This window comes from Nodularia sp. LEGE 04288 (genome assembly GCF_963896525.1).
Taxonomy (GTDB): domain Bacteria; phylum Cyanobacteriota; class Cyanobacteriia; order Cyanobacteriales; family Nostocaceae; genus Nodularia.
In genome coordinates this window covers 1-24746 of record NZ_CAWQOY010000119.1, presented here as the reverse complement: position 1 = coordinate 24746, position 24746 = coordinate 1, and the positions used below count along the sequence as shown (strand labels likewise).

Below are 24746 nucleotides of genomic sequence, written 5' to 3'. Positions count from 1 at the left end.
TATTGGTTATATTTTTTGGAATTGCTCTAATTCTTTATCTGTGAGAACTTTTTGCGCTACCCGTATTGGCAGATGTTCTGCATACTGGCGGTTTCCTATAGGTTCCCGGAGACGTAACCCATAAGCTGGTTCACCTTCTGATTCTTGATCCTCAATTAAATAAACCTGTTTTGGTGCATAACTTCGCAACAAACGAACCTGCAAACAGGTTTTTAAATCCCGTGAAGAAATAGATAGGGATGAATCTTGTCCAAATAATTCACAAGCCAATTTCCAAGCGTGGTTAATTGCAACAATTTCATTAACCAACTTCTCCACTGAGGGGCGCAACAGTTCAGCCGCTTGATTAGTCAATGCTTTTACCCTATTTGCCTGAGCTTCAATAGGCTTATTATTCCCAAAAATCCCAACTTTTTAACCTTTTTGCCAAAAATATCGCCATTCTATTTGAGCGGTTAAATACACTGCTCATTTCACCCCCAGATACTCTTTCAGCTCTTTACTCTATCTCTGGTGTAGTTAAATAAAATACTTTTTTAACCGCAGAGGCACAGAGAACGCGGAGATACAAAAAAGTTTAAAAAGTCAACTCATACAAAAAAGGCTAAATCCCTGTCTTGTTATCCCATGTGATCAAAACAGGATTCAGCCTCATAAATGCGGAAGGTTTAGAACATTGTGTGAGTAGTCTCTACTCTACCATAAGCTTATTGAGATTTAATAGCACTTTTTTATAAGAAATTTCTTTACTATTACAGATTTGTTAACCAATAATATCCTTTAAATCTATTACAGACAAGCCTATTGCAGCCTTAGCTATAGATTCCGTTACAAAAGTTTATCCTAAATTAGTGACAAGAACTTTCAACAAGTCTGATAATATGTTTTTAACGTTTATTGAGATAGATACTCATTAGTTGGGTTTATTGATCTCAGACATAGGCAAAATTTCTCAGGAGCTAATGTCATGACAAGCATGGCTGTTCAAACTCCGGAATCGATTCCCTGGTGGTCAGGGAATGCCCGGTTAACACAACTCTCAGGGCGACTTTTAGGCGCTCACGTTGCTCATGCGGGGTTAATCGTTCTGTGGGCAGGTGCGACAACCCTGTTTGAAGTCGCCCACTTCCACCCTTCGCAACCAATGTATGAGCAAGGCTTGATTTTATTGCCCCACTTAGCAACCCTTGGATGGGGTGTGGGTAGCGGTGGACAGGTGGTAGATACCTATCCTTACTTTGCTATCGGGGTCATACACCTAATTAGCTCTGCTTTTCTAGGATTGGGTGGGATTTTTCACGCCCTCCGTGGCCCTGCCATCTTAGAACAAAGATTTTCCTTCTTCGCCTATCGCTGGGAAGATGCCAACAAAATGACGACAATTTTAGGCATTCATCTAGTCTTACTGGGTCTAGGTGCTGGCTTATTGGTTGCCAAAGCCATGTTTTTTGGCGGCTTGTATGATGCCAATTTGGGTGAAGTGCGAGTCATTTCTAGTCCGACCTGGAATTCCACCGTGATTTTTGGCTATCTCTTTGGTGGTGGCGGTAGAAACTGGATTGCTGGAGTCAACAATCTAGAAGACTTAGTTGGTGGTCATATTTGGGTAAGTATTCTCTGTATCGCCGGCGGTATCTGGCACATGACAACTCAGCCTTTTGCTTGGGCTAAACGGCTGCTTTTTTGGTCGGGTGAAGCATACCTGGCTTACAGTTTGGGGGCTTTAGCTTTAATGAGTGTAATTGCTGCCTATTTTGTTTCTGTCAATACCCTAGCTTACCCAGTTGAGTTTTATGGACCCGCTTTGAATATTGGGTTTGACCGCTTTCCCTACTTCGAGAGTGGAGATTTACTATCTGCTCGCGTTTGGTTGGCAAATGCTCATTTTTGGTTAGGTTTTTTCTTTCTCCAAGGGCATCTCTGGCACGCCCTCCGCGCTGCTGGGTTTGATTTCCGTCAAGGTAAGGTCGTGCATTCAACTCGTGGGGAGGTAATGTAACAATGACAACTGCAACCATAACTCAGCCAAAATCTGGTTGGTGGGCAGGTAATTCCCGATTTATTGATATGTCGGGTAAGCTGTTGGGCGCTCATGTTGCTCATGCAGGTTTGATTGTCCTTTGGGCTGGGGCAATAACTTTGTTTGAAATCACCAAATACGATATTTCCCGACCAATGTATGAGCAGGGGTTAATCCTTTTGCCTCATTTGGCTACTTTGGGTTTTGGTGTTGGCGATCGCGGACAAATTATTGATACCTATCCTTATTTTGTCATTGGTGTTTTACATCTAATCAGTTCCGCCGTACTGGGTGCTGGGGGTATTTATCATGCTCTGTTGGGGCCGGAAGTTTTACCGGAAAATAGAACCTTTTCTGGCTTCTTTGGCTACGACTGGGAAGATGAAGACAAAATGACCACAATTATCGGCATTCATCTCCTGTTATTGGGTGTTGGCGCTTGGTTATTGGTGGCGAAGGCGTTGTTTTGGGGTGGTATTTATGACCCAGAAGTAGCATCTGTAAGAGTAATTACAGAACCAACTCTTAATCCTGGTCGGATTTTTGGCTATCTCTTTGGTTTGTTTGGTAGTCAGGGGATGGCGGCTGTAAATAACCTAGAAGATGTGATTGGTGGACATATCTGGGTGGGGATACTCTGCATTGCTGGCGGATTTTGGCATATCTTCACCAAGCCTTTTAGTTGGGCTAAACAAGTATTGTTCTGGTCTGGTGAGGCTTACTTGTGCTACAGTTTGGGCGCTCTAGCCTATATGGGATTTTTTGCCGCCTACTTTGTAACTGTGAATGACACAGTTTATCCCACAGTGTTCTATGGTTCTTTGGGATGGACTACAACTGCATCGGGAGTTGTGACAGTTCGCACTTGGTTAGCAACTAGCCACTTGGCTTTGGCAATTGTATTTTTAGTTGGTCATATCTGGCACGCTTTGAGAGTCCGTGTGATAGCGGCGGGATTGAATTTTGAGCAGGGAGTTGTCAACTATGCTGGTATGCCAGAAATGGGCAATTTCGATACTCCTGTGAATGCTTCTGATATCACGCTGAATTTTTTGAAGTATCTGCCGATTTACCGTCCAGGTCTGTCGCCTTTTTCACGAGGTCTGGAAATTGGGATGGCACATGGTTACTTTCTGCTTGGCCCTTTTGTCAAACTTGGCCCTCTGCGGAATAGTGAGTTGGCAAGTCAAGCAGGTTTACTAGCCACCATTGGTCTGTTATTGATTTTGTCTATTTGTTTGTGGCTGTATGGCACCACATCGTTTCAAGAAGGTAAACCTGCTTCGGGAGAGTTACCAGAAAACATGAAAACGGGTAAGTCTTGGAGTGAGTTTAATGCTGGGTGGACTGTAGGCAGTTGTGGTGGTGCTTTGTTTGCTTTCTTGGTGTTAGCTAATAGCAGTTTGTTTTTCTAATACCGATTCAACTGTGAATGGGTATATATGAGGAACGAACCACATTGGCGCTAGCCTCTCCCTTTGGGAGAAGGACGCAAAGTACACAAAGGAAAGAAAGAAGGAAAGAAAGAAAGAAAGTTAAATCTATTTATTAGGTGTGAAAATGTCGAAGAAAATTGGGCTGTTCTACGGTACTCAAACTGGCAAGACTGAATCTGCTGCGGAAATGATTCGGGATGCTTTTGGTGGTGATGTGGTGACACTACACGATATGTCTCAGGCTGAGGTTGCTGATTTTGATGAGTATGAATGTCTGATTATGGGTTGCCCAACTTGGAATATTGGTGAACTGCAAAGCGATTGGGAAGGTGTTTATCCTGACCTAGACGATGTTGATTTTAACGGTAAGACGGTGGCCTATTTCGGTACGGGAGACCAACTTGGCTATGGTGATAATTTTCAGGATGCTATCGGGATTTTGGAAGAAAAGATTTCCCAACAGGGTGGTAAAACTGTGGGCTACTGGCCAATTGAGGGTTATGACTTTAGCGATTCTAAAGCTGTGCGGAATGGTAAGTTTTGTGGTCTAGCCCTTGATGATGATAATCAATCTGACCTGACAGATGAGCGGATTAAGGCTTGGGTTGCACAGTTGAAAACAGAATTTGGTTTGTAGAGAATAGAGGCCACGGCATTAGACATCTGGAAGGAAAGAATTTAGAGACGTTCTATGGAACGTCTCTACAAGGTTCTCAAATAAGGCATATTTAATTTTCACTAGATGGATGATGCCTTGGCTGTTTAATTTGTAATTTCTAAATCAACACTATTACGGTTAATTATGTCTGATTTATTCGATGTTCTTTGGTTAAATGCTAGTCCCACTTTGAAGCGTTTTGATCAACCATTGCTGCAACACTTATCTGGGTATATGCGTATCGCTCAGTGGGAATATCAACAATCAAGGGATGAAGCTAGTTCTATAGACCAAGCTGTGCTGTTGCTGCATGATTTTTTAGATTCTTACCCGGATGCGGTGCATTTAGGTGGTCATGGGATTAGTGGTGCGATCGCATTAACTTATGCTAGACGTTATCCTGAAAAAGTGCGATCGCTGACTCTCTTAGCTGTAGGATCTCAACCCGCTAATACTTGGCACGCTCATTATTATTTTCAACGCCAACTTTTCTCAATTAGCCGTGAGCAAGTTCTCGCCAACAGTGTTCGCAGTCTCTTTGGTAAACAACCATGTCATACGGCTAAGAAGTTAATGACGGCTTTAGATAAAGATTTAGAGCGATCGCCTTCACCCCATTCTCTGTTTAAGTTGGTCTATTTACCCAAGGGAGGTGTTTCTATGCCGATGCTGGTCTGCGGTAGCAAAACTGATTCGGTAGTCAATCCACCTGCATTAGATGACTGGCGCAATTGGTTCAAGCCCGAAGATAGACTCTGGCGATCTTCCCAAGGATATCATTTCTTTCACTACTTTCACCCTCAAGAAGTTGGTGAGCAAATTTTAAATTTTTGGGGCTGTTACAAGAGGCGATCATCGCTCGCAATATCTGCACAACCTTCCACCGCTTCCATACATCAATGAAAAACTAGAGGGAGATGAAGAAATAATTCATCTTCCTAATTGCTAACAACAGTTTTTTAGTGACGGCGTAGCCCGATATCACTAATTTTTTGCTGCTTAATTTACGCACCTATTTAAATTATTAACTTTTGTAAAATACCTTCTTTTTAAGAAATATTTGCAATAAAGACATTATTGTCTATGTATCCCGCCTTTAACCACTGCCAGATTAATTTTCTCCCTGGAAAATTGCCGATGGTAGTCATTAATTGGTTGTGGTTGATATTGTCAAAGGTTTTAGCTAACAAATACCTCGCTTCTTCTGGTGCTTGTTCGTCTTCTAACGTAGTCAGTATCATCAGCGCTACCCATAGAGGTAATTGGCGGATATTTCCCAATTCATCTAAATACACTCGATGTACTTGGCTTCCTTCCAGTAGTGTTCGATAAGGATGAATATCACTTTGTTCGGTACTACGGGAGGGATAAATTATCACTGCTTGCCAGTCGCTGTATCTAGTACGGTTGCGGTAAAAGTAAAGTAGAGATTCCGCAAATACTCGTTCATAAAGCTGTTCATCTTTTTGAAATTGTACCTCACAGAAATACACCACTCCAGCACCTTCACTTTCCGGTGGCAGAAACACCCCATCAATTTCAAATTTGGGTTCTTTAACGGCTACGGAATCAAATCGATAGGCATCTGCATTTGTGGGTGCAGTTGTCAATAGCTCAAATAACAGAGTGGGATATTGTTGAAACAGTTTGTAAAAAATAGAGTCTCGTCGCATGGAAGATTATACTTTATTTATTTCTGAAAGTGGCTTTACTTCATCTCAAACAAAGCATTGAGCGTCAAAAAATTAATCATAATTAATGTTACCAATTTAACGCGCAATTGCTTGTCTCAAAATCCATAGTCAAATTTGTTAACATCCTGTGTATAGCCCTACACCGCCTACGCTCACATAATTCAGAAACCTTAAAAGATGCCAAGTAAATATGCCTTAACTAGTTAAAACTGTCAGGATCAAAAAGTAAAGCGTAAAAGTGATCTTCTTTTATCTTTTACCTTTTGTTCAACTCCCACAACAGGAGGTTTAATCTTGACTAAACTAAAAGTTGGTATCAATGGCTTCGGTCGAATTGGGCGACTTGTGCTACGCGCTGGCATCAATAACCCCAATATCGAGTTTGTGGGGATTAATGACCTCGTACCACCAGATAACCTAGCTTATCTATTTAAGTACGATTCTACACACGGTCAGTTGAAAAGTAACGTTGAAGCTAAGGCTGATGGTATCCTCATTGATGGGCATTTTATCCCTTGTATGTCGGTGAGGAATCCGGCTGAGTTACCTTGGGGCAAATTAGGTGCAGATTATGTTGTCGAATCTACTGGATTATTCACAGATTATGATGGGGCGGCAAAACACCTGCAAGCTGGTGCAAGGCGAGTCATAATTTCTGCTCCCACCAAAGAGCCAGATAGAGTACAAACGCTGTTAATGGGTGTAAATCATCACCTATTTGACCCAGCCAAAGATGTGATTGTCTCTAATGCTAGTTGTACCACAAACTGTCTAGCACCCATCGCGAAGGTGATTAATGATAACTTCGGACTGACCGAAGGGTTGATGACTACGGTTCACGCCATGACGGCGACTCAGCCAACTGTAGATGGCCCCAGCAAGAAAGACTGGCGGGGTGGACGAGGTGCAGCCCAAAATATTATTCCTTCTTCTACGGGTGCAGCAAAAGCGGTAGCATTAGTTTTGCCAGAATTAAAAGGTAAGTTAACAGGTATGGCTTTCCGGGTTCCTACTCCCGACGTTTCTGTGGTTGATTTAACTTTTAAAACTGCTAAGGCTACCAGTTACCAAGACATTTGCGCGGCGATGAAGCAAGCTGCTGAAGGTTCACTGGCGGGGATATTAGGCTATACAGACGAAGCAGTTGTTTCTACTGATTTTCAGGGTGATACTCATTCGAGTATTTTCGATGCAGGTGCTGGTATTGAGTTGAATGCCAATTTCTTTAAGGTGGTGGCTTGGTATGACAACGAGTGGGGCTACTCAAATCGGGTGCTTGATTTAATGTTGTCGATGTCAGCAAAAGAATAACTTACTGGCACCGCAAGGCAGAAGTCAAAAGGCTTATAGAATAGACTTTTGAATTATTTAGGGGTTTTATTTACGCCTTGCGGTACTGGTGTTTGGTGAGAGACGCGATTTATCCCACAGACGCTATAAATCAGATAAATTAGACGCGATTTATCGCGTCTCTACAAGAGAAATGGCTAAGTTGGGAACAACCCGTTTAATTAAAGTGCATTCCATTGGACAGCCAATTTTGGCAGAACCCACCTAAAATAGGGCTGTAATTAATTTTAGCTAGCCAATGTGGGCAATGTTTAAGAAAAGTTGCCAAAATCGGAATTTTGAGGAACAGTCAAGAGTGTAAACAAGTAAGGAATTAAGTACGTCCGAAACCAGCACAACTCACGGAGAAAAATATGTCTAAAACTTTACTAGAACAATTACGCCAAATGACCGTTGTGGTGGCGGATACAGGGGATATCAAGGCTATTGAGAAGTTTACACCCCAAGATGCTACTACTAATCCTTCTCTGATTACGGCGGCGGCACAGATGCCGGAATATCAGGAAATTGTTGATCAAACTTTACTCCAAGCGAAGAAAGATGCCGGTGCTGCTGCTAGCCAAGCAGATATCGTGACTTTGGCTTTTGACCGTTTAGCAGTGGCTTTCGGTTTGAAGATTTTACAAATTATTCCTGGTCGTGTTTCTACAGAAGTAGATGCTCGCTTGTCTTTTGATACTGAAGCTACTGTTACCAAAGGCAGAGAATTGATTGCTCAGTACAAGGCGGCTGGTGTCGATCGCGATCGCGTCCTCATCAAAATTGCCACCACTTGGGAAGGCATTCGCGCTGCGGAAATTCTTGAGAAAGAAGGTATTCATTGTAACTTAACATTGTTGTTTGGTCTTCACCAAGCGATCGCCTGTGCAGAAGCCGGCGTAACCTTAATTTCTCCCTTCGTGGGCCGAATTCTCGACTGGTACAAGAAAGATACTGGACGCGATAGCTATCCCGCCGCCGAAGATCCAGGTGTACTGTCAGTCACCACAGTCTACAACTATTACAAAAAATTCGGCTATAAAACCGAAGTTATGGGAGCCAGCTTCCGCAACATTGGCGAAATTACCGAATTGGCGGGTTGTGACCTGCTGACCATTTCGCCGGGACTGTTAGCAGAATTGCACGCAACTATTGGAGAACTGCCACGCAAACTTGATCCTGCTAAAGTAGCAAACATGGAAATCAAAAAGATATCCGTTGATAAAGCTACCTATGACAAGATGCACGCTGCTGACCGCATGGCATCTGACAAACTAGCAGAGGGTATCGATGGCTTTACCAAAGCCCTAGTTGCTTTAGAAAAACTATTAGCAGAGCGACTAGCTAGCCTTGAGGGAGAAGTGATAGCCAGCCGTTAAGGCACTATCCTCAGCATCCGCAGAACAGGTTGGGGAAGACTCAACCTGTTACTCTCATTTTCTATTTTGTTGGTGCTTTAATGTCTTCGCCAGTCATACATTAATCTACCATGGCGATCGCGCACTAGCTGCCATCGCCCACGACGATAGTATTGTCCACTATAACGAATGCGTTGATTACGTGTTCTACGACGGTTGTATTGGTTTCCTGTAGAGGGTCTTCTACGATAGCGTCGATTATGTCTATGAGCTAACAAAAGTTCTGGGCTGGTATCTCCCCCCACTAAATTTGTCTCTAGTTCCACATTCTGCTGATGGAGAACATTATTTACATTATTATCTTTAGCTTCAGCCATAGCCGATGGATAGATGAAGGCAAAGACCAAAATCGTAATTGAATATAGCTTCTGGAAACTTTTCACGTTTTGCCTTTCTGGAATTAGCGGTAATTAGTTTATTTAATAGCTGAAAATTAGCACCCATATAGTTAATCGTTCACAAACGTCAAATAGGTAAAAGTAATGAAAGTATTAGTTTTAAATGCTGGCTCTAGTAGCCAAAAAAGTTGTCTGTATGAAATTGCAGATAATCGTTTACCCACAGTCGCACCGCAGCCTCTGTGGTCAGGAAAAGTGAACTGGACCCAAGACCGGGGTGTGGCAGAAATTGAAGTGAAAACAGCTACGGGTGAAACGCTGCAAGAATCAATCTATGGCGATTCGCGACGCGCACACGTCGCTTATATGCTTTATACTCTCAGTCGCGGTGCGACCAAAGTCATCGATCATCTCTCAGAAATTGATGTAGTGGGACATCGTGTCGTACATGGTGGTCAGGAATACAGAAAAAGTGTGGTGATTACAGAAGAAGTGAAACAGACAATCTCCCGATTATCTAGTTTAGCTCCAGCACATAATCCAGCCGCTTTAGAAGGGATAGAAGCCATTGAGCAAAGCTTGGGAGATGTCACCCAAGTAGCAGTATTTGATACCGGATTTCATGCCACTCTCCCTGATGCCGCAGCCATCTATCCTGGTCCCTATGAGTGGGTAGAGCAAGGTATTCGCCGCTACGGTTTTCATGGTATTAGTCATCAATATTGCTCAGGTCGTGCGGCTCAAATCCTCAACCAAGATTTAGCATCCCTGCGCTTAATTACCTGTCATTTGGGGAATGGTTGCTCTTTGGCGGCGATTAAAAATGGCCGCAGTATTGATACTACTATGGGATTTACTCCCCTGGATGGGTTAATGATGGGTAGTCGTTCCGGTTCAGTTGATCCAGGGATTTTGATTTATTTGTTGCGGCAATCGAATTACTCTGCGGAAAGGCTAGACTATGTATTAAATAAAGGTTCTGGCTTACGAGGAATTTCGGGTGTATCCAGCGACTTACCCCAGGTAATCGCCGCGATCGCGGAAGGGAATTACCGCGCTCAACTCGCTTGGGATATGTATGTGCATCACTTACGGTCTGGTATTGGTTCGATGCTGGCCAGTTTAGGGGGATTAGATGCTTTAGTATTCACCGCAGGTATAGGTGAAAAATCTCCAGGAATTCGCCAAGCAGCCTGTGAAGCCTTTGGATTTTTGGGCTTAAAAATTGACCCAGCGAAAAATCAGCAACAGCCCATTGATCAAGATATAGCCACAGCTAACTCATCTGTGCGGGTATTAGTCATCCGGACTCAAGAAGACTGGGCGATCGCGCAAAAATCTTGGCAACTCATGCAGAAACAATAGCAAACCTCTGCATTTAAAAATACTAAGGGGCGGGCAAGATGCCCACCCCACAAAAGAAAAGTGTCTATGTCTAAATTTAGACCGAACCACCAGCCGCTTGGAAGCGAGCGCGGGCGCGTTTGAAGGCTTGGGTAGCCTGAATTTGGGCTTGCTTTTCTCCGGCTGGCACTTGATTTAGCCGTGTTTGTGCTTGGGTGTAAGCAGCACGAGCATCTTCAAGTTTAATAGTGTCGCCACGTTCAGCACCATTCACCAAAATTGTCACTTCATCTTCTTCGACTTCGGCAAAGCCACCCCATAAAGCGATCGCTTGCCAATCTTCGTTTTTGCTAGCACGGACGCGCATCACACCTGTATCTAAAGCAGTCAACATCGGTGCGTGTCCACTGAGGATACCTAACTGACCTGTAGTGCTGGGTAGAACTACTTCCTCAGCTGCGGCATCCCATACTGTTTTGTCTGGGGAAACTACACGAACGGTTAGAGTCATTTGTCCTTTGTCCTTTGTCTGTGATCTTTAATAATTTGTCACTAGCCATTAAGTAATTACACTAATGACTAATGACCCGTGACTAATGACTAATGACTAACCCTTGAGCTTTTCGCCTTTAGCGATCGCTTCGTTAATGTCGCCCACCAAGTAAAAAGCTTGCTCTGGTAAAGCATCCAATTCACCAGACAAAATCATTTTGAAGCCCTTGATGGTGTCTTCCAACTTCACATACTTACCAGGAGAACCAGTAAATACTTCTGCTACGAAGAATGGCTGAGACAAGAAGCGCTCTACCTTCCGCGCCCGTGCTACGATCAGACGGTCTTCTTCAGACAATTCATCTAGACCAAGAATGGCGATAATGTCTTGAAGTTCTTTATAACGTTGTAAAGTTGACTGTACAGCACGGGCAGTATTGTAGTGATCATCACCAACAATTTCCGGCTGCAACATGGTGGAGGTGGAATCTAGGGGGTCAACTGCGGGATAAATTCCCTTAGAAGCCAAACCACGAGATAATACGGTAGTTCCATCCAAGTGAGCAAAGGTGGTTGCAGGTGCGGGGTCAGTTAAGTCATCCGCAGGTACGTATACCGCTTGAATCGAGGTAATGGAACCCTCGGTCGTAGAGGTAATCCGTTCTTGTAACGCACCCACGTCGGTTCCTAGTGTAGGCTGGTATCCTACCGCTGAAGGCATCCGACCTAACAGCGCCGATACTTCAGAACCTGCTTGTACAAACCGGAAGATGTTGTCGATAAACAGAAGTACGTCCTGCTTACTCACATCACGGAAATACTCAGCCATAGTCAAGCCTGACAGACCAACCCGCATTCTCGCTCCGGGTGGTTCGTTCATTTGACCATATACGAGGGCAATCTTGGATTCGTTGAGGTTATCTTTGTTGATTACCCCAGATTCCATCATTTCGTTGTAGAGGTCATTACCCTCACGAGTGCGCTCACCCACGCCAGCAAACACAGACACGCCACCGTGCTGTGTAGCGATGTTGTTAATCAATTCCATCATGATGACGGTTTTACCAACACCAGCACCGCCGAATAGACCAATTTTACCGCCACGTCGATAGGGGGTCAGAAGGTCAACAACTTTAATCCCAGTTTCAAACACTGAAGGTTTGGTTTCCAGTTCAGTGAATTTGGGAGAAGGGCGGTGAATGGGTAAGGTTTCCGTTGAATTGACAGGCCCTTGATTGTCTACCGGTTCACCTAGAACGTTAAAAATCCGTCCCAAGGTAACTTTACCAACTGGGACGCTGATGGGAGCGCCTGTATCAACAACTTCCAGGCCACGCACTAAGCCGTCAGTGGAACTCATGGAAACAGTCCGCACTTGGTTGTCGCCCAGCAACTGCTGCACTTCAACGGTTAGTTTGATTTCCTGTCCAGCTTCGTTGGTGCCTTTGATCGTCAAAGCGTTGTAAATTTGTGGTAGTTTTCCACCGGCAAATTTAACGTCTACAACTGGACCAATGATTTGGGTGATGTAGCCAATGTTTGTTTTTTCTGCTGTTGTGACCATGCTGCGCCTAATATTTGTAGGAAGATTTCAGATAGGGTCTGGGAAGACATAAGATTATGCAATTTGACATACCTCCTCGTCCTAAAGTCCGAGGATTCCTTGACGCTTCTTCGGGTTGATGCTCCCAAGATAGTCTTACCATCCCTCCACGTCCGTTTAAAGTCTCCCAATGCCCTATGGCGACTATATGACAATTTTACCAGAAAGCCCTAGAAGGCTTGTACTGAGCTTGCCGAAGTGAAGGGGCTTGTATCCCGTTATTCTCGGTCATCTTACACTCTAGCACCGGAGGGGGACACAACTCCCTTAGTAATTCCTTAAAAAAGGTGGGGAGTGGGGAGTGGGGAGTAGGTGATATGATGTCCCTATTTGGGAAAGCTCAAAACAAAAAACTGCCGTGTCTTTCAATGGCAGTCAAAATGTTTTTTAATTCAATGGGTGATCGATTATACTTGAGCAACAGCTTTCTGTTGTTGTTTACGCTTCAACTTGGTACTAGCACCAAACGCACCTAATGCCAACAGACCCAAAATAGTAGTTGGTTCAGGAACACTTTTTTGTACTGGATCGACTGGATCAACTGGATCGACTGGATCAACTGGATTAACTGGATCAACTGGATCAACTGGAGCGGCGGAGAAACTACCAGATTGAATAAACACAGCAGAGTCTAAGATATTATCACCTACATCTGCAATTGCTAATTTAATTGTATTAGTACTGCCAGGAGTTAATCCTGTGGCTATAGCCGTGAGGACTGTGGTGAAGCCGTCGTATTCAATATTGAAAGGGCTTGTACCTCCACTTAAGTCGTTATTAACGTAAAACTGAGGATTAATAGCGCTAGTACTCGTTAATGGATTACCAGCATTAACGTTATTGATGGAAACTGGGGTGTTAGTTCCAGGGATTAAGGCAATATTTTCCCCATTCAAGAAGAAAGCAAATACATCATTGAATTGACTGCCGACAAATTCGGTGTATTCTTCTGATGCAAAAACGTAGTTGAAAAAGAGATCACCTGTTCCTGAGATAAAATCAAATTCCAGAACAGTGGCATCTTCCGTCTCGAAAGGAGAAACCAAGCTGTTTAACTGAGCATCTCCTGGTAAACCATTGGGAGTTCCGGCGCTAGCAGAGCCATTAGGTCCGACTGCCAGACTAGCTTGACCAGTAGTCAAAATTATACCCGAATCTATGCCAATCCCTGATGACAAGCCATTGGTGAAGAGACCAGATGCAGCAGGTGCGCCAAGGTATGTGATATTAAAAACGTCGATACCATCACCCAAAATTTGGTTAACTAAATCGTTAGCGTTGTTAGCGGGATTGATGGTAAGGGAGTGAGCCGGAACTGCGGCTATACCTAAACTTACTAATGCGAATGCACTGTGTGACAAAAATTTGGTCAATGAGTTCATTGTGATTTTCTCCCAATAACTGTGAACTTTAACAATGGCGGCATATCTAAAAGTGCTTTTAAGTAGCTTCAGCAAAATTAAGCACCAGTTCTGTGTTGTGAAGATGGAAAACTCAGGTTTGGCTGCGATCGCACATCCTGAAATCAGGTAAATTTCTTAATCACTGAAAATATTCTGACTTTTTCCAGCACCTGAAAGGTTATAACTTTGTGAAGTTATACTTAGTATTTTCAACTAAGTAACATCTACCACCAGTGTATCATCATAGAATACTGGTCAATCTCTGTCTTTTGCTACACCCGACCCGATGTTTATATAAAAAACACATAATTAAGGAAAATTTCAAAATATCTGAAATTTAGATTCCATCAGGATTAGACTGAATTTTTTCGGGTAAATAGTCCAAATAATGGATTTTCGGTTTGTGAAGATTGTGTGTTGATTTACGTAAATTTTACAAATACAGGTATGTATTTATAGACTTTTGACTATTCCCAAATCGCATCTGCACTCAGAAAGTAGGCTAGTACCCCCGTGAAGTCAAAAGTCAAAAGTCAAAAGTCAAAAAGCTTATAAAATGGGCTTTTCATGGATTTTGAATGGTCTGTTTATTTACGCCGACTTGTACTAGGTTATGCTACGATTTCGGGAAACATCAGCTGAAAAAACTGCCGTGTCTTTCAATGGCAGTCCAAGCAGCTACACTATTAAATGGGTGATGGATTACAGGCGAGCAATAGCTTTCTGTTGTTGTTTACGCTTTAACTCGGTATTAGCACCAAAGGCACCCAATGCCAAGAGACCCAAAATAGTAGTTGGTTCAGGAACACTTTGTACTGGATCGACTGGATCAACTGGATCGACTGGATCAACTGGATCAACTGGATCAACTGGACCGCCAGTTAAAGTACCAGCTTTAATAAACACAGCAGAATCCACAAAAGCAGTACCTACGTCTGCAATTGCCAGTTTAAGTGTATAGTTCTGGTTTGCAACTAGTCCTGTAGCTTGAGCAGTTAACACTGTGGTAAAACCATTATATTCAGTGCCGGCACTACCTACTGGGTTGTTGATAAAAAACGATGTGTTGACAGCATTAGTACCTAATGGACTACCACCATTCACGTTCGTGACTGAAACTGGTGTCCCATCAGGAAGTAAGGCAATATTTGTTTCATCCAAGAAGAAACCAAATACGTCAGCGAAACTCAAACTACTTGTGCTAGATGCGGGGTATTCTTCTGATGCAAAAACGTAGTCGAATGATATCTCACCGCTGCCTGTGGTAAAGAAATCAATTTCGAGAATAGTGGCATCCAGAGTAGAGGAAGGAGTCAACGTATCTAAGTTGAGATCCCCTGTTAAATTGTTATTCACTCCTGGGTTTCTGGGCAAAAAAGTGCTATTTGGTCCTTCTGCACCCTTAGCGCTACCAGTAGTCAAAATTAGACCGGTATCTATTCCAATTGCCTCAAAGCCGCTAGTGAAAGTACCAGAAGCTTCAGGTGCGCCTGAGTATCTAACAGCAAAAACATTGACATCACTACCAAAAATTCCGTTAGCTAAAGTGATAGGGTCGCTCGTTGGAGTGACCGTCAGGGCGTTAGCCGGAACTGTGGCTAGACCTAAACCTACCAATGTGAATGCGCTTTGTGACAAAAATTTTGTCAATGAGTTCATTGTGATTTTCTCCCAATAACTGTGAACTTAAACAATGGAGGCACATCTAAACTGCTTTTGCGTAGCTTTCAGCAAAATTTTTGTGTTGTGAGTATGGAAAACTCAGATTGGGCGGCGATCGCACATCTTGAAATCAAAGAAATTCTTGAAGTATTAAAATTTTCCTGATTTCTTCCAACAGCAGAGAAGTTTTAACTTGATGAATTTATACTTAGTTTTTTATTTAACTAAATAACATTACTCACCAGTGTATCGTCATATACTACTGGTCAATTTATGTTTTTTGCTAGTAGTAGACTATATCTTTATATAAAAAATATATAATTCAGGAGAATTGCTAAATGGCTAAAGTTCAGGTTTTATCAGCATTAGACGGCAAAATCACCGAAAAAATAGACCAAATCAACGATTTTACATTTATGAAGATTGTGTATTGATTTACGTAATTTTCACAAATACTCATATTCATCAGTTTGTAATTTATCCCCTCTGAGAGAGGGGGGATCGTAAAACTGAAGCTGAAAACCAGTTAGATTGAATTCACCAAATCACGCGATCGCGCCATTTTTCTGTCATTTTAGTGCTAATACCTGACACTCTGGCTAAATCTTGTAGAGATGTAAACTTTTGCTGCTGACGAGCAACTATGATTTTCTGTGCTAATTTTTTACCTACTCCCGGAAGCGTGACCAATTCTTCTATAGTTGCTGTATTGATATTTACTGGTTTACTTTCTAGAGACTTGCTGGATGTCTGAGTTATAATCTGAGGACACTTTTTTCCTTCTGCGACAATTTTTGTCTGAACTGATGGTGGTACACCAAGTTTAGCATCGTCATAAAGACGAGAAAATTCACGCACATAATGGGCTGCAATCGTTGGATTTTCTACTATTAACAGTGTTTCATCGTTACCATTATTGGCAACTTTCGACCAATTGTGAGAACCTGTAATAACTGTTTTTTGATCAATTACGCCAAATTTATGATGCAATAAATCACCTTTAGCTAAGGTAGGTACACCGACAGTAGTCAGAGGCTTTTGCCAAGGATTATTATCTACGTCATATTTACAATCATTACTCAGCGCTATTCCCATCATATCTAGACCTTCACTATAGTAACGATAAGCAAATTGTGAATCAATCAAAGCCCGAATGGAAACATTATTTTGATGCCGGATTTTGAGAATATTAGCAAGACGCTGTTCGGAAAAGACAAATAATGCCATGTCAATAGATGTAGTGGCAGAATCTAAAGTTTTTCCGATTAAACCGTTACTAGATTGATACCAAGGTTGGGTGGGAGAAGTAGGCGAAAAATGTACAGTGATTTTGGTTTCACCTAATGTGATAGTTTTAGGCGATCGCATTGGTTTTTGGATGCCAAATCTACTGTCTGGCTGACCTCCTGGACCATCACCCCACATAATATTGAATTCTTCAGTAAATAAAATAGCTAATTCTGGGCTATCAATTAGTAAAAAATTATTGGCATTTCCTAAACTGCTAAAATTTGTATAATCACCATGAACATCACTTAAAGTAAAATTAGCTGAAGTTTTAATTACCCAACGATTATCGACAATCACAAATTTGTGGTGCATCAAATTACTACCGGCTGAACCATCAGCACGATCATCTATCCAGGGAATTTTGGCATTGTGTAAAATTATTAAGGCATCGCGTTGATTAATTTCTTCTGGGCTGAGTTGATTATCTTGGTTCAGATCTACAAAATCATGAAATTCTTGATAACGGGCTTGTTCTCTAGGAGCTAACTTCTGTACTTCATCGGGTGTTAAACTACTCCAAGGGCGACTGTAATTATTTTCTAAAATTACCCTCACTTTCACACCCGCTTTTTGTCTCTCTGTTAATGCTTGAGAAATTTTAGGTAAACGCAATTCTTGAATGGCTATATCTACTGTAGTTTTAGCTTGAGAAATAGTATTGATAATCTGTTCTTCTAAGTTATCCCCAGGGCGAGTTTGCGGGCGGTAAGGTTCTTTGTATTCTGAAGCTTGGGAGTGGTTAAAGTAAACTTGAACTAATGGATCTTGTGGTAAGGCTGCTAGAAGCTGATTTTTGGGTGGGATTTTTTGACAAGCTGCTATGGCGAGAACTAGAAAAAAAATCACGAAATATTTTCGTTGCGGAAACATCTGCACGGTAATTTGCTAAAAGTGGATTGGGGATGAACACATTTATATTTCCCCAGCTATATCCGCAGATAATCAAATCTACCTATTGATACAGAAGTCTTAAAATTTTTTCACACAATTATTGATAATATGCAAATATATTTAGATTACAGCGCCACTACTCCCACTCGCACAGAAGCGATCGCCGCTATGCAAACAGCCCTCAATCAACAATGGGGCAATCCTTCTAGTTTACATGAGTGGGGACAACGCGCCGCCACAATGGTAGAACAAGCCAGAATCCAAGTTGCGGGTTTAATTAATGCGGCTAATCCAGAATCTATAGTTTTTACGGCTGGTGGTACAGAAGCCAATAATTTAGCAATTATGGGCATTGCCAGATTGTATACTGCGCCGCAACATATAATTATTTCCCAGGTTGAACATTCCGCTATTTCGGAACCAGCGCGGTTATTGGAAATGTGGGGTTGGGAAGTGACGCGTTTGGGTGTGGATAGCAAAGGTAGAGTTAACCCTCTGGATTTAAAAGCCGCATTGCAAGATAACACTGTTTTAGTTTCGGTGATTTACGGACAAAGTGAAATCGGTACAGTCCAACCAATTACCGAATTAGGAAATATTACACAAAAACATGGGGTTTTATTTCACACAGATGCAGTCCAAGCTGCGGGACGTGTACCCATAGATGTGCAAAAATTACCAGTAGATTTACTCAGCCTTTCCAGTCATAAGATATATGGACCCCAAGGGGCTGGGGCGTTGTATGTGCGTCCGAATATCGAATTAGTGCCTTTGTTAGGTGGTGGTGGACAAGAAATGGGATTGCGTTCGGGGACTCAAGCTGTACCTGCGATCGCCGGTTTTGGAATTGCTGCGGAATTAGCTGCCGTAGAATTACTGAGGGAAATACCCCGGTTAATCAAGTTGCGCGATCGCCTATTTTCTCACTTAGCAGATATTCCTGGTTTAATCCCCACAGGCGATCGCGATCATCGTTTACCTCATCATGTGAGTTTCTGTCTAGAACACGCTGATGGTAAAAAACTCAGTGGTAAAGCTGTAGTGAGACAAATGAATCTGGCTGGTATTGGTATTAGTGCCGGTTCCGCCTGTCACAGTGGTAAACTTAGCCCTAGTCCTATCCTCTTAGCAATGGGTTATCCGGAATCAGCTGCTTTGGGAGGGGTGCGCTTGACTTTGGGGCGTGAGACTACGGAGGCTGATGTTGATTGGGTGGCGATGGTGTTTAAGCAAGTTTTGCAGAGGCTGATCTGCTGAGGGAAATATGGATTTTTGGCACGCAGAGGCGCAGAGGCGCAGAGAGGAAGAGTTTGAGAGATGTCATTTTATTTGTGGAAAATCGCTAAATGGCTCGCACCCCTACGTTAAAATTTGATCGCGGTACGTTAATTTTACATCCACCGCCACGGGGTAAGGGTTGGATGGATTATGCTACGTGGGATGATCGGGTGGAGAAGTTTCGCATTCCCGCTATGAGATATCGGGCTTTGGTGGAAGCACTACAAGCGGAAGATGTTGATTTTGTGGATGAGGCTAAGGAATTTTATCCGGTGGATTTAATTCCGAGTATGGAAATGGAGCCTTACCCCCACCAAACTGAGGCGTTAGCAGCTTGGAAGTTGGAGGGAAGACAGGGGGTTGTGGTGTTACCTACTGCGGCGGGAAAGACTTATTTGGCGCAAATGGCGATGCAATCTACACCGCGGACTACTTTAATTGTGGTTCCAACTTTGGATTTGATGCACCAGTGGTATGCTCATTTGGTAGCAGCGTTTCCTGATGCTGAGGTGGGTTTGTTGGGGGGTGGTTCACGCGATCGCACTGCAATATTAGTGGCGACTTATGATAGTGCGGCTATTCATGCGGAAAGCTTGGGAAATAAGTATGCTTTGCTGGTGTTTGATGAATGTCATCATTTACCTACGGATTTTGGGCGGGTAATTGCAGAATATGCGATCGCGCCTTATCGTTTAGGATTGTCAGCAACACCGGAACGCACTGATGGAAAACACGCTGATTTAAATATTCTCATTGGTCCGGAAGTCTATCGCAAACGCGCTGAGGATTTGGCGGGGAGTGCGTTGGCTAACCATGAAATTGTGCAAATCAAGGTGAAGTTATCACAGCATGAGCGAGAAAGATACAATCAATTAATTCAAACTCGCAATGATTTTTTACGCCAATCAAAGATTTCTTTGGGGAGTATTCAAGGTTGGCAAATGTTTGTGAAAATGAGTGCGCGATCGCCTGCTGGACGTAGGGCAATGTTAGCACATCGGGAAGCGAAAAACATTGCTTTGGGTACTGATGGGAAATTGCGAATTTTGGCGAATTTGTTGGCGGAACATTTCCCGGAAAGGATTCTAATTTTTACGGCTGATAATGCGACGGTTTACAGTATTTCTGAACAGTTATTAATTCCGGCGATTACTCATCAAACTCCTGTGAAGGAACGCCATGAAATTTTAACGAAGTTTCGGGAGGGGGAATACAATACTTTGGTGGCTTCTCATGTGTTGAATGAGGGGGTTGATGTTCCTGCTGCTTCTGTGGCGATTATTTTGTCGGGAACTGGTTCGACTAGGGAGTATGTTCAGCGTTTGGGGAGGGTGTTGAGAAAGGGGAATGTGGCTAATAAGCGGGCGATTTTGTATGAGGTGGTGGCTGAGGATACTAGTGAGGAGGGGACTTCGGCGCGACGGAGAGGGGTGGAAAACGAACCGCCTTCGCGCAGCGTATGCCCCCAGGGCGTTAGTCGCCAAGGTCGCCAAGGGAAGAGGGGGAGTTTACAGGTTGTTTATGGGGGTGGGAAGGTTAGTACTCCTAAAGCTGCGGAACAGGTAGAGATTAAGTATTCAACGGATAAGAACAATGTTACCGACGGATTTACTGAGTCATCGCCAAAACGGAGAGGAAATAATTCCGAAGAGGTTGAAGATTGATCACAAAAGTATGGAGTTGGGGAATGAGTTGATTGGTTGTTTTGAGGAGGCGAAAGGGAAGTCTCAGGGGGTTTTGGAACGTCAACTTTTGGATTTGGAGGGTGATGCTACTGATTATCGGGTGAAGCGGGGTTTGGCTTATATTCTTAAGAGTAGTTTCTGCACTTTTGAGGTGGTGAGTCCTCTGGAACCGCCTATGTTACGGGAACGGGTGTTTGCTTTGGCGGCGAAGTCGGTTCCTAGTGGGGAGTCTACTCAGGTGACTTTAACTAAGATTGCTGATGAGTTGAGTCAGGAATTGGAACGTGAGGTTTTATTAGAACAGGTGCGCGATGGTTTATATGCTGATTTGGCGGAAAATAAGATTTTAACTAATTTTGATGCGCCGAGTCCGGTGGATTTATTAAATAGATATAATTTGTCTCAGGTACAGGGAATTTTTTATAAAGCCAGTAAGTTAATTTTAAATGCTCATCGTAATGTTCCTGGGGAATATAAGCTGTTATTTCGTTATTTGAAGTTGTTTCAATTGATGGCTTATATTGAAGGTGATGCTGACCACGGGTTTACAATTACCGTGGATGGACCGACGAGTTTATTTAATCCTAGTACAAGATATGGACTAGCGATCGCTAAATTAATTCCGGCTTTACTTCATGTGACAAAATGGAGTCTTTCCGCCACGTTACAAACTCGCGATGCGTACACGAAAGCATGGAACACAGGAAGATTTACCCTCAATTCTGAATGTGGTTTGGTATCTCACTATTCCAAAGGTAAACCTTACGATAGTATGCTAGAGTCATCCTTTGCCGATAAATGGGATGCACTTAAAACAGATTGGGTATTAGAGCGAGAAGTGGATTTATTACCTGTTCCTGGTAGTGTAATGATTCCCGATTTTCGGTTAGTCCATCCTGATGGTCGTGATTATTTATTAGAAATAGTTGGTTATTGGCGACCAGAATATTTACAAAAGAAATTTTATCAAGTGCGGAGTTCTGGATGTAGCAATTTAATTTTAGCTATTTCTGAAAGATTGAATTTAGAAAAAGCCGGAGTAAAATTAGATAACGTCCCCGCGAAAATTGTCTGGTTTAAAGATAAGTTATTACCCAAAGCCGTATTAGCAGTAATTGAGGATGATGTATGAAAAGTATAGAAACAATTGCCACAGTCACAAAAGACGGTAAAATTACAGTGCAATTACCGCCTGATATCCCAGCAGGTGAGCATCATATAGTGATAGTAATTGAAGAAAAATATACAGATGAGAAAGTAGAGAGTCAGGAAAAGCGTCCTCCTTTAAACTTTCCCGTGCATAATTGTGGTCTTGGTTCTGAAAATCTTTCTTTAAGACGTGAGGATATGTATGGTGATTGGGGAAGGTAATCCTGTTTTTTTAGATACAAATATCCTCGTATATGCTAGTCAAATTCAGTCTCCATTTCACATAACCGCGATCTCAGCTATGCAAAGTTTATATGATGTGGGTGTGGACTTGTGGATTAGCCGACAAATATTGCGGGAATATTTAGCTACTCTTACCCGTACTCAACAATTTACCAACCCATTACCCATTACAACAGTAATTGAGGATGTTGTCTATTTTCAAACCCGTTTTCGGGTAGCTGAAGATAGTTCTCTGGTAACAGATAGGTTACTAAATCTCATTAAGGAAATTCCTAGTGGTGGTAAACAAATTCATGATGCAAATATTGTTGCCACTATGCTAGTTTACAATATCCCTCAATTACTCACCCACAACACAAGTGACTTTGCCAGATTTGCTAACTTAATTACTGTCTTACCTCTACAAACATAAATAACTTCTTTTACTCACAATAAAACCCCTCAGCGAACCTACCCTCCGGGAACGCCTAACGGCGAATGCGTTAAAAAAACTCCATCTCACTCATCCTCCCCTCTAACAACTCCAACAACTCATTTACATCCCTCCCCACCTCCTCAAAACAAACCGCCGGAGGAGGTTCTGGTGCAAACTGAATCAGCTTCAATTCACCCTTACCAATCCCAATCATCACCACTTCCATTTCAGGCTTATGATGATCAACAATACCCAAAATTTCCTGAAGCCGATTATCCACCTTCTGATTTAAATCTTCTATCGCCGCTTGGGGACAATAAATAAAATGAGGAGTTGGCTGTAAATCAATCCCAACAGTACCCTGACTATTCCCATTTTCCAACCACAACCCCCAAAAAAGCGCCGCCAAATCGCGCTGATTTTCCTTCACAAACCTATCCAACTGGCCGTGCCACTTGCTATTCCCTGTCTCCGGCTGAGTACTTCCAAACATCATAAACTCTCTGCGACTCTGCGCCTCTGCGTGACACCTATCTTACCCCACTTTGCACACGCCAGAGGCTTGCATAAATACCGTCTTTATCTAGTAATTGCTCATGAGTCCCCGACTCAATCAACTTCCCATGCTCCATCACATAAATACAATCAGCATTACGGATAGTAGAGAGACGATGAGCGATCGCAATGGTAGTTCTATCCACTGTAATCCGTTCGAGCGATCGCTGAATAGCCGCTTCCGTTTCATTATCCACTGCCGAGGTAGCTTCGTCTAAAATCAAAATAGGCGGATTCTTGAGTATTGCACGTGCGATCGCAATTCTTTGTCGTTGTCCACCAGATAACTTTTGACCACGCTCCCCCACAATTGTCTCATAACCTTGGGGCAGTTCCATAATAAATTCATGCGCCTCAGCCACCGTAGCCGCTTTCATGATCTCTGAATCTGTAGCCTCAAAGCTGCCATAGGCAATATTCTCCGCCACCGTACCATGAAACAAAAACACATCCTGACTCACCAAACCAATACAGCGGCGCAAATCCTGCAAGTTTAAATCTGGTAATGCCATCCCATCTACGGTAATTTTCCCAGATTTCACCTCATACAACCGCAATAAAAGTTTAACTAAAGTGCTTTTACCCGAACCAGTAGAACCGACAATCGCAATTGTATTTCCGGCGGTCACACGCAAAGACAGATTTTCAATCACTGGTAATCTATCTTGATACGCAAAACTCACATTGTGAAACTCCACTTCCCCCCGTACCGCATCCACCGGTAAAGCCATATTCCCCGGATGAATAGCAAAGGGAGTATCCAATAAATTCATCACCCGATTAGTAGAAGCCATCGCCCGTTGATATAAATCAAAGGTATCGCCTAACCGAGTTAAAGGCCAAAGTAAACGCTGGATTAAAAATATTAATACACTGTAAGCGCCTACAGACATTCTCCCAGCCACTGCTTCCATCCCGCCAAACAGGAGTAAAGCTGTAAAACTGATTAAAATCAACATCCGAATCAACGGAATAAAAGCCGCAGATAGTGCGATCGCTTTCGAGTTACTTTGTTTATAAGCTAGACTTTCTATCTCTAAACGTCCGGCTTCATACTCCTCAGCCGTGAAACTCTTAATGGTAGTAATACCGCTGAGATTATTAGACAAACGTCCATTGAGTAAACCTACCTTTTCGCGGACATCAGCATAACGCGGTGCTAGCAACTTCTGAAAAGCTACCGAACCCCAGAGAATAAACGGCATGGGCAAAATTGCCATCCAAGCTATACTAGGAGCTAAAACAAAAAATGCCCCGCCAATAATCACCACAGTTGTGATTACTTGAATGATGTCATTTGCACCCACATCCAAAAACCGCTCTAATTGGTTAACATCATCACTGAGGATAGACATTAAACCGCCAGTGCTGCGTTCCTCAAAATAAGCCAATTCCAACTCTTGCAGGTGTTTGTATGCATCCAAACGCAAATTATGCTGAATCTTCTGCCCTAAGTTACGCCACAATAACTTGTAGCGATATTCAAAAAATGATTCTAAAATCCAAGTGATAACGGTGAGCAAAGAAAGAATCAAAAATTGCCCAAAGACATCTTGAACACCGAACTGAGCAATGATAGAATCCTGCTGCTGAACTACCACATCCACCGCAATCCCAATTAATGCTGGTGGCGCTAAATCAAAAAGTTTATTCAGGATAGAACAAACAATAGCCAGCCAAATTTGTTGCCGATACTCGTGTCCGTAGTCAAGCAAGCGCTGAAGAGGGTGTACTGAATGCCTACGTCTGTTTGATACTTTATGATATTTAAATGCTATAGCCACAGTCATTTACGGTTGCGTGAAACCGATATTAGCACAATAAGAGGCAGGGAATAAGAAGC

The 24746-nt window shown here is 42.8% G+C and carries 22 protein-coding genes and 1 pseudogene; 13 read left to right on the top strand and 10 right to left on the bottom strand.

Going from position 1 to position 24746, the window contains the following annotated elements; translation table 11 throughout:
• Nucleotides 1-6 precede the first annotated feature (6 nt).
• Complete coding sequence (locus AACX33_RS15100) at nucleotides 7-354, bottom strand: hypothetical protein (RefSeq protein WP_193996899.1); 348 nt, start codon at nucleotides 352-354, stop codon at nucleotides 7-9.
• 622 nt (nucleotides 355-976) lie between these two features.
• Here AACX33_RS15100 and AACX33_RS15095 point away from each other — a divergent pair.
• From AACX33_RS15095 to AACX33_RS15080, 4 genes are all read left to right on the top strand, one after another.
• Nucleotides 977-1999 carry a chlorophyll a/b binding light-harvesting protein gene (locus AACX33_RS15095; protein WP_193997513.1) on the top strand — a complete coding sequence of 341 codons (1023 nt, stop codon included), beginning with the start codon at nucleotides 977-979 and terminating at the stop codon, nucleotides 1997-1999.
• 2 nt (nucleotides 2000-2001) lie between these two features.
• Nucleotides 2002-3435: a chlorophyll a/b binding light-harvesting protein gene (locus tag AACX33_RS15090; protein WP_193996898.1), complete on the top strand. Its 1434-nt coding sequence runs from the start codon at nucleotides 2002-2004 to the stop codon at nucleotides 3433-3435.
• Between the two features lie 145 nt (nucleotides 3436-3580).
• Nucleotides 3581-4093, top strand: coding sequence for a flavodoxin FldA (gene fldA / locus AACX33_RS15085; protein ID WP_193996897.1), 513 nt, complete (start codon nucleotides 3581-3583; stop codon nucleotides 4091-4093).
• 165 nt (nucleotides 4094-4258) lie between these two features.
• The gene (locus AACX33_RS15080; protein ID WP_193996896.1) at nucleotides 4259-5017 is read left to right on the top strand and encodes an alpha/beta fold hydrolase; all 759 of its coding nucleotides are present in this window, start codon (nucleotides 4259-4261) and stop codon (nucleotides 5015-5017) included.
• 257 nt (nucleotides 5018-5274) lie between these two features.
• Here the strand turns inward: AACX33_RS15080 and AACX33_RS15075 are convergent.
• A pseudogene (locus AACX33_RS15075) lies at nucleotides 5275-5787 on the bottom strand (Rpn family recombination-promoting nuclease/putative transposase); the annotation flags it as partial.
• Between the two features lie 315 nt (nucleotides 5788-6102).
• On the opposite strand from AACX33_RS15075, the gene gap reads away from it, so the two are divergent.
• The 3 genes from gap to AACX33_RS15060 all read left to right on the top strand — a co-directional run bounded on the left by gap (nucleotide 6103) and on the right by AACX33_RS15060 (nucleotide 8516).
• Nucleotides 6103-7119 carry a type I glyceraldehyde-3-phosphate dehydrogenase gene (gene gap / locus AACX33_RS15070; protein WP_193996895.1) on the top strand — a complete coding sequence of 339 codons (1017 nt, stop codon included), beginning with the start codon at nucleotides 6103-6105 and terminating at the stop codon, nucleotides 7117-7119.
• Between the two features lie 88 nt (nucleotides 7120-7207).
• On the top strand, nucleotides 7208-7366 hold the full coding sequence (locus AACX33_RS15065) for a hypothetical protein (RefSeq protein ID WP_193996894.1): 159 nt from the start codon (nucleotides 7208-7210) through the stop codon (nucleotides 7364-7366).
• A gap of 145 nt (nucleotides 7367-7511) precedes the next feature.
• Nucleotides 7512-8516, top strand: coding sequence for a transaldolase (locus AACX33_RS15060; protein WP_193996893.1), 1005 nt, complete (start codon nucleotides 7512-7514; stop codon nucleotides 8514-8516).
• Between the two features lie 77 nt (nucleotides 8517-8593).
• Here AACX33_RS15060 and AACX33_RS15055 read toward each other — a convergent pair whose 3' ends face one another.
• Nucleotides 8594-8938 (bottom strand): hypothetical protein, encoded by a 345-nt coding sequence (locus tag AACX33_RS15055; protein WP_193996892.1) that lies wholly within the window; start codon nucleotides 8936-8938, stop codon nucleotides 8594-8596.
• A 99-nt stretch (nucleotides 8939-9037) separates the two neighbouring features.
• On the opposite strand from AACX33_RS15055, the gene AACX33_RS15050 reads away from it, so the two are divergent.
• Nucleotides 9038-10258, top strand: coding sequence for an acetate kinase (locus AACX33_RS15050; protein WP_193996891.1), 1221 nt, complete (start codon nucleotides 9038-9040; stop codon nucleotides 10256-10258).
• A 76-nt stretch (nucleotides 10259-10334) separates the two neighbouring features.
• On the opposite strand, the gene atpC is transcribed toward AACX33_RS15050, so the two are convergent.
• The 5 genes from atpC to AACX33_RS15025 form a co-directional block, all read right to left on the bottom strand.
• Nucleotides 10335-10748 carry an ATP synthase F1 subunit epsilon gene (atpC, locus tag AACX33_RS15045; RefSeq protein ID WP_193996890.1) on the bottom strand — a complete coding sequence of 138 codons (414 nt, stop codon included), beginning with the start codon at nucleotides 10746-10748 and terminating at the stop codon, nucleotides 10335-10337.
• A gap of 96 nt (nucleotides 10749-10844) precedes the next feature.
• Nucleotides 10845-12293 (bottom strand): F0F1 ATP synthase subunit beta, encoded by a 1449-nt coding sequence (gene atpD, locus AACX33_RS15040; RefSeq protein ID WP_193996889.1) that lies wholly within the window; start codon nucleotides 12291-12293, stop codon nucleotides 10845-10847.
• A 446-nt stretch (nucleotides 12294-12739) separates the two neighbouring features.
• The gene (locus AACX33_RS15035) at nucleotides 12740-13714 is read right to left on the bottom strand and encodes a choice-of-anchor L family PEP-CTERM protein (protein ID WP_193996888.1); all 975 of its coding nucleotides are present in this window, start codon (nucleotides 13712-13714) and stop codon (nucleotides 12740-12742) included.
• A gap of 723 nt (nucleotides 13715-14437) precedes the next feature.
• A complete protein-coding gene (locus tag AACX33_RS15030) occupies nucleotides 14438-15394 on the bottom strand; it encodes a choice-of-anchor L family PEP-CTERM protein (RefSeq protein ID WP_193996887.1) in 957 nt (318 codons plus the stop codon).
• Between the two features lie 540 nt (nucleotides 15395-15934).
• On the bottom strand, nucleotides 15935-17563 hold the full coding sequence (locus tag AACX33_RS15025; protein ID WP_193996886.1) for a DUF655 domain-containing protein: 1629 nt from the start codon (nucleotides 17561-17563) through the stop codon (nucleotides 15935-15937).
• Between the two features lie 123 nt (nucleotides 17564-17686).
• Here AACX33_RS15025 and AACX33_RS15020 point away from each other — a divergent pair, with 123 nt between their 5' ends.
• The 5 genes from AACX33_RS15020 to AACX33_RS15000 all read left to right on the top strand — a co-directional run bounded on the left by AACX33_RS15020 (nucleotide 17687) and on the right by AACX33_RS15000 (nucleotide 22345).
• A complete protein-coding gene (locus tag AACX33_RS15020; protein ID WP_193996885.1) occupies nucleotides 17687-18835 on the top strand; it encodes a cysteine desulfurase family protein in 1149 nt (382 codons plus the stop codon).
• Nucleotides 18836-18924: 89 nt separating this feature from the next.
• Nucleotides 18925-20520: a DEAD/DEAH box helicase family protein gene (locus AACX33_RS15015; protein WP_193996884.1), complete on the top strand. Its 1596-nt coding sequence runs from the start codon at nucleotides 18925-18927 to the stop codon at nucleotides 20518-20520.
• A complete protein-coding gene (locus AACX33_RS15010) occupies nucleotides 20450-21673 on the top strand; it encodes a DUF790 family protein (RefSeq protein WP_193996883.1) in 1224 nt (407 codons plus the stop codon). Before AACX33_RS15015 ends, AACX33_RS15010 begins: the two co-directional genes overlap by 71 nt.
• On the top strand, nucleotides 21670-21912 hold the full coding sequence (locus tag AACX33_RS15005) for a hypothetical protein (RefSeq protein WP_193996882.1): 243 nt from the start codon (nucleotides 21670-21672) through the stop codon (nucleotides 21910-21912). The genes AACX33_RS15010 and AACX33_RS15005 overlap by 4 nt, the downstream gene beginning before the upstream one ends.
• Nucleotides 21893-22345 (top strand): type II toxin-antitoxin system VapC family toxin, encoded by a 453-nt coding sequence (locus AACX33_RS15000; protein ID WP_193996881.1) that lies wholly within the window; start codon nucleotides 21893-21895, stop codon nucleotides 22343-22345. The genes AACX33_RS15005 and AACX33_RS15000 overlap by 20 nt, the downstream gene beginning before the upstream one ends.
• Before the next feature lie 70 nt (nucleotides 22346-22415).
• Here the strand turns inward: AACX33_RS15000 and ccmS are convergent, their stop codons facing one another.
• Both ccmS and AACX33_RS14990 read right to left on the bottom strand, forming a co-directional pair.
• Nucleotides 22416-22844 (bottom strand): beta-carboxysome assembly chaperone CcmS, encoded by a 429-nt coding sequence (gene ccmS, locus AACX33_RS14995; RefSeq protein ID WP_193996880.1) that lies wholly within the window; start codon nucleotides 22842-22844, stop codon nucleotides 22416-22418.
• Between the two features lie 34 nt (nucleotides 22845-22878).
• Nucleotides 22879-24693, bottom strand: coding sequence for an ABC transporter ATP-binding protein (locus AACX33_RS14990; RefSeq protein ID WP_193996879.1), 1815 nt, complete (start codon nucleotides 24691-24693; stop codon nucleotides 22879-22881).
• Nucleotides 24694-24746 lie beyond the last annotated feature (53 nt).

Bases quoted from the DNA above. Each gene is read 5' to 3' on its own strand.
- AACX33_RS15000 (WP_193996881.1), top strand. From the start codon at position 21,893: ATGGTGATTGGGGAAGGTAATCCTGTTTTTTTAGATACAAATATCCTC.
- atpC (WP_193996890.1), bottom strand. From the start codon at position 10,748: ATGACTCTAACCGTTCGTGTAGTTTCCCCAGACAAAACAGTATGGGAT.
- ccmS (WP_193996880.1), bottom strand. From the start codon at position 22,844: ATGATGTTTGGAAGTACTCAGCCGGAGACAGGGAATAGCAAGTGGCAC.
- AACX33_RS14990 (WP_193996879.1), bottom strand. From the start codon at position 24,693: ATGACTGTGGCTATAGCATTTAAATATCATAAAGTATCAAACAGACGT.
- AACX33_RS15095 (WP_193997513.1), top strand. From the start codon at position 977: ATGGCTGTTCAAACTCCGGAATCGATTCCCTGGTGGTCAGGGAATGCC.
- AACX33_RS15050 (WP_193996891.1), top strand. From the start codon at position 9,038: ATGAAAGTATTAGTTTTAAATGCTGGCTCTAGTAGCCAAAAAAGTTGT.
- AACX33_RS15020 (WP_193996885.1), top strand. From the start codon at position 17,687: ATGCAAATATATTTAGATTACAGCGCCACTACTCCCACTCGCACAGAA.
- fldA (WP_193996897.1), top strand. From the start codon at position 3,581: ATGTCGAAGAAAATTGGGCTGTTCTACGGTACTCAAACTGGCAAGACT.
- AACX33_RS15030 (WP_193996887.1), bottom strand. From the start codon at position 15,394: ATGAACTCATTGACAAAATTTTTGTCACAAAGCGCATTCACATTGGTA.
- AACX33_RS15035 (WP_193996888.1), bottom strand. From the start codon at position 13,714: ATGAACTCATTGACCAAATTTTTGTCACACAGTGCATTCGCATTAGTA.
- AACX33_RS15015 (WP_193996884.1), top strand. From the start codon at position 18,925: ATGGCTCGCACCCCTACGTTAAAATTTGATCGCGGTACGTTAATTTTA.
- AACX33_RS15080 (WP_193996896.1), top strand. From the start codon at position 4,259: ATGTCTGATTTATTCGATGTTCTTTGGTTAAATGCTAGTCCCACTTTG.
- AACX33_RS15090 (WP_193996898.1), top strand. From the start codon at position 2,002: ATGACAACTGCAACCATAACTCAGCCAAAATCTGGTTGGTGGGCAGGT.
- atpD (WP_193996889.1), bottom strand. From the start codon at position 12,293: ATGGTCACAACAGCAGAAAAAACAAACATTGGCTACATCACCCAAATC.
- AACX33_RS15005 (WP_193996882.1), top strand. From the start codon at position 21,670: ATGAAAAGTATAGAAACAATTGCCACAGTCACAAAAGACGGTAAAATT.
- AACX33_RS15010 (WP_193996883.1), top strand. From the start codon at position 20,450: ATGTTACCGACGGATTTACTGAGTCATCGCCAAAACGGAGAGGAAATA.
- AACX33_RS15060 (WP_193996893.1), top strand. From the start codon at position 7,512: ATGTCTAAAACTTTACTAGAACAATTACGCCAAATGACCGTTGTGGTG.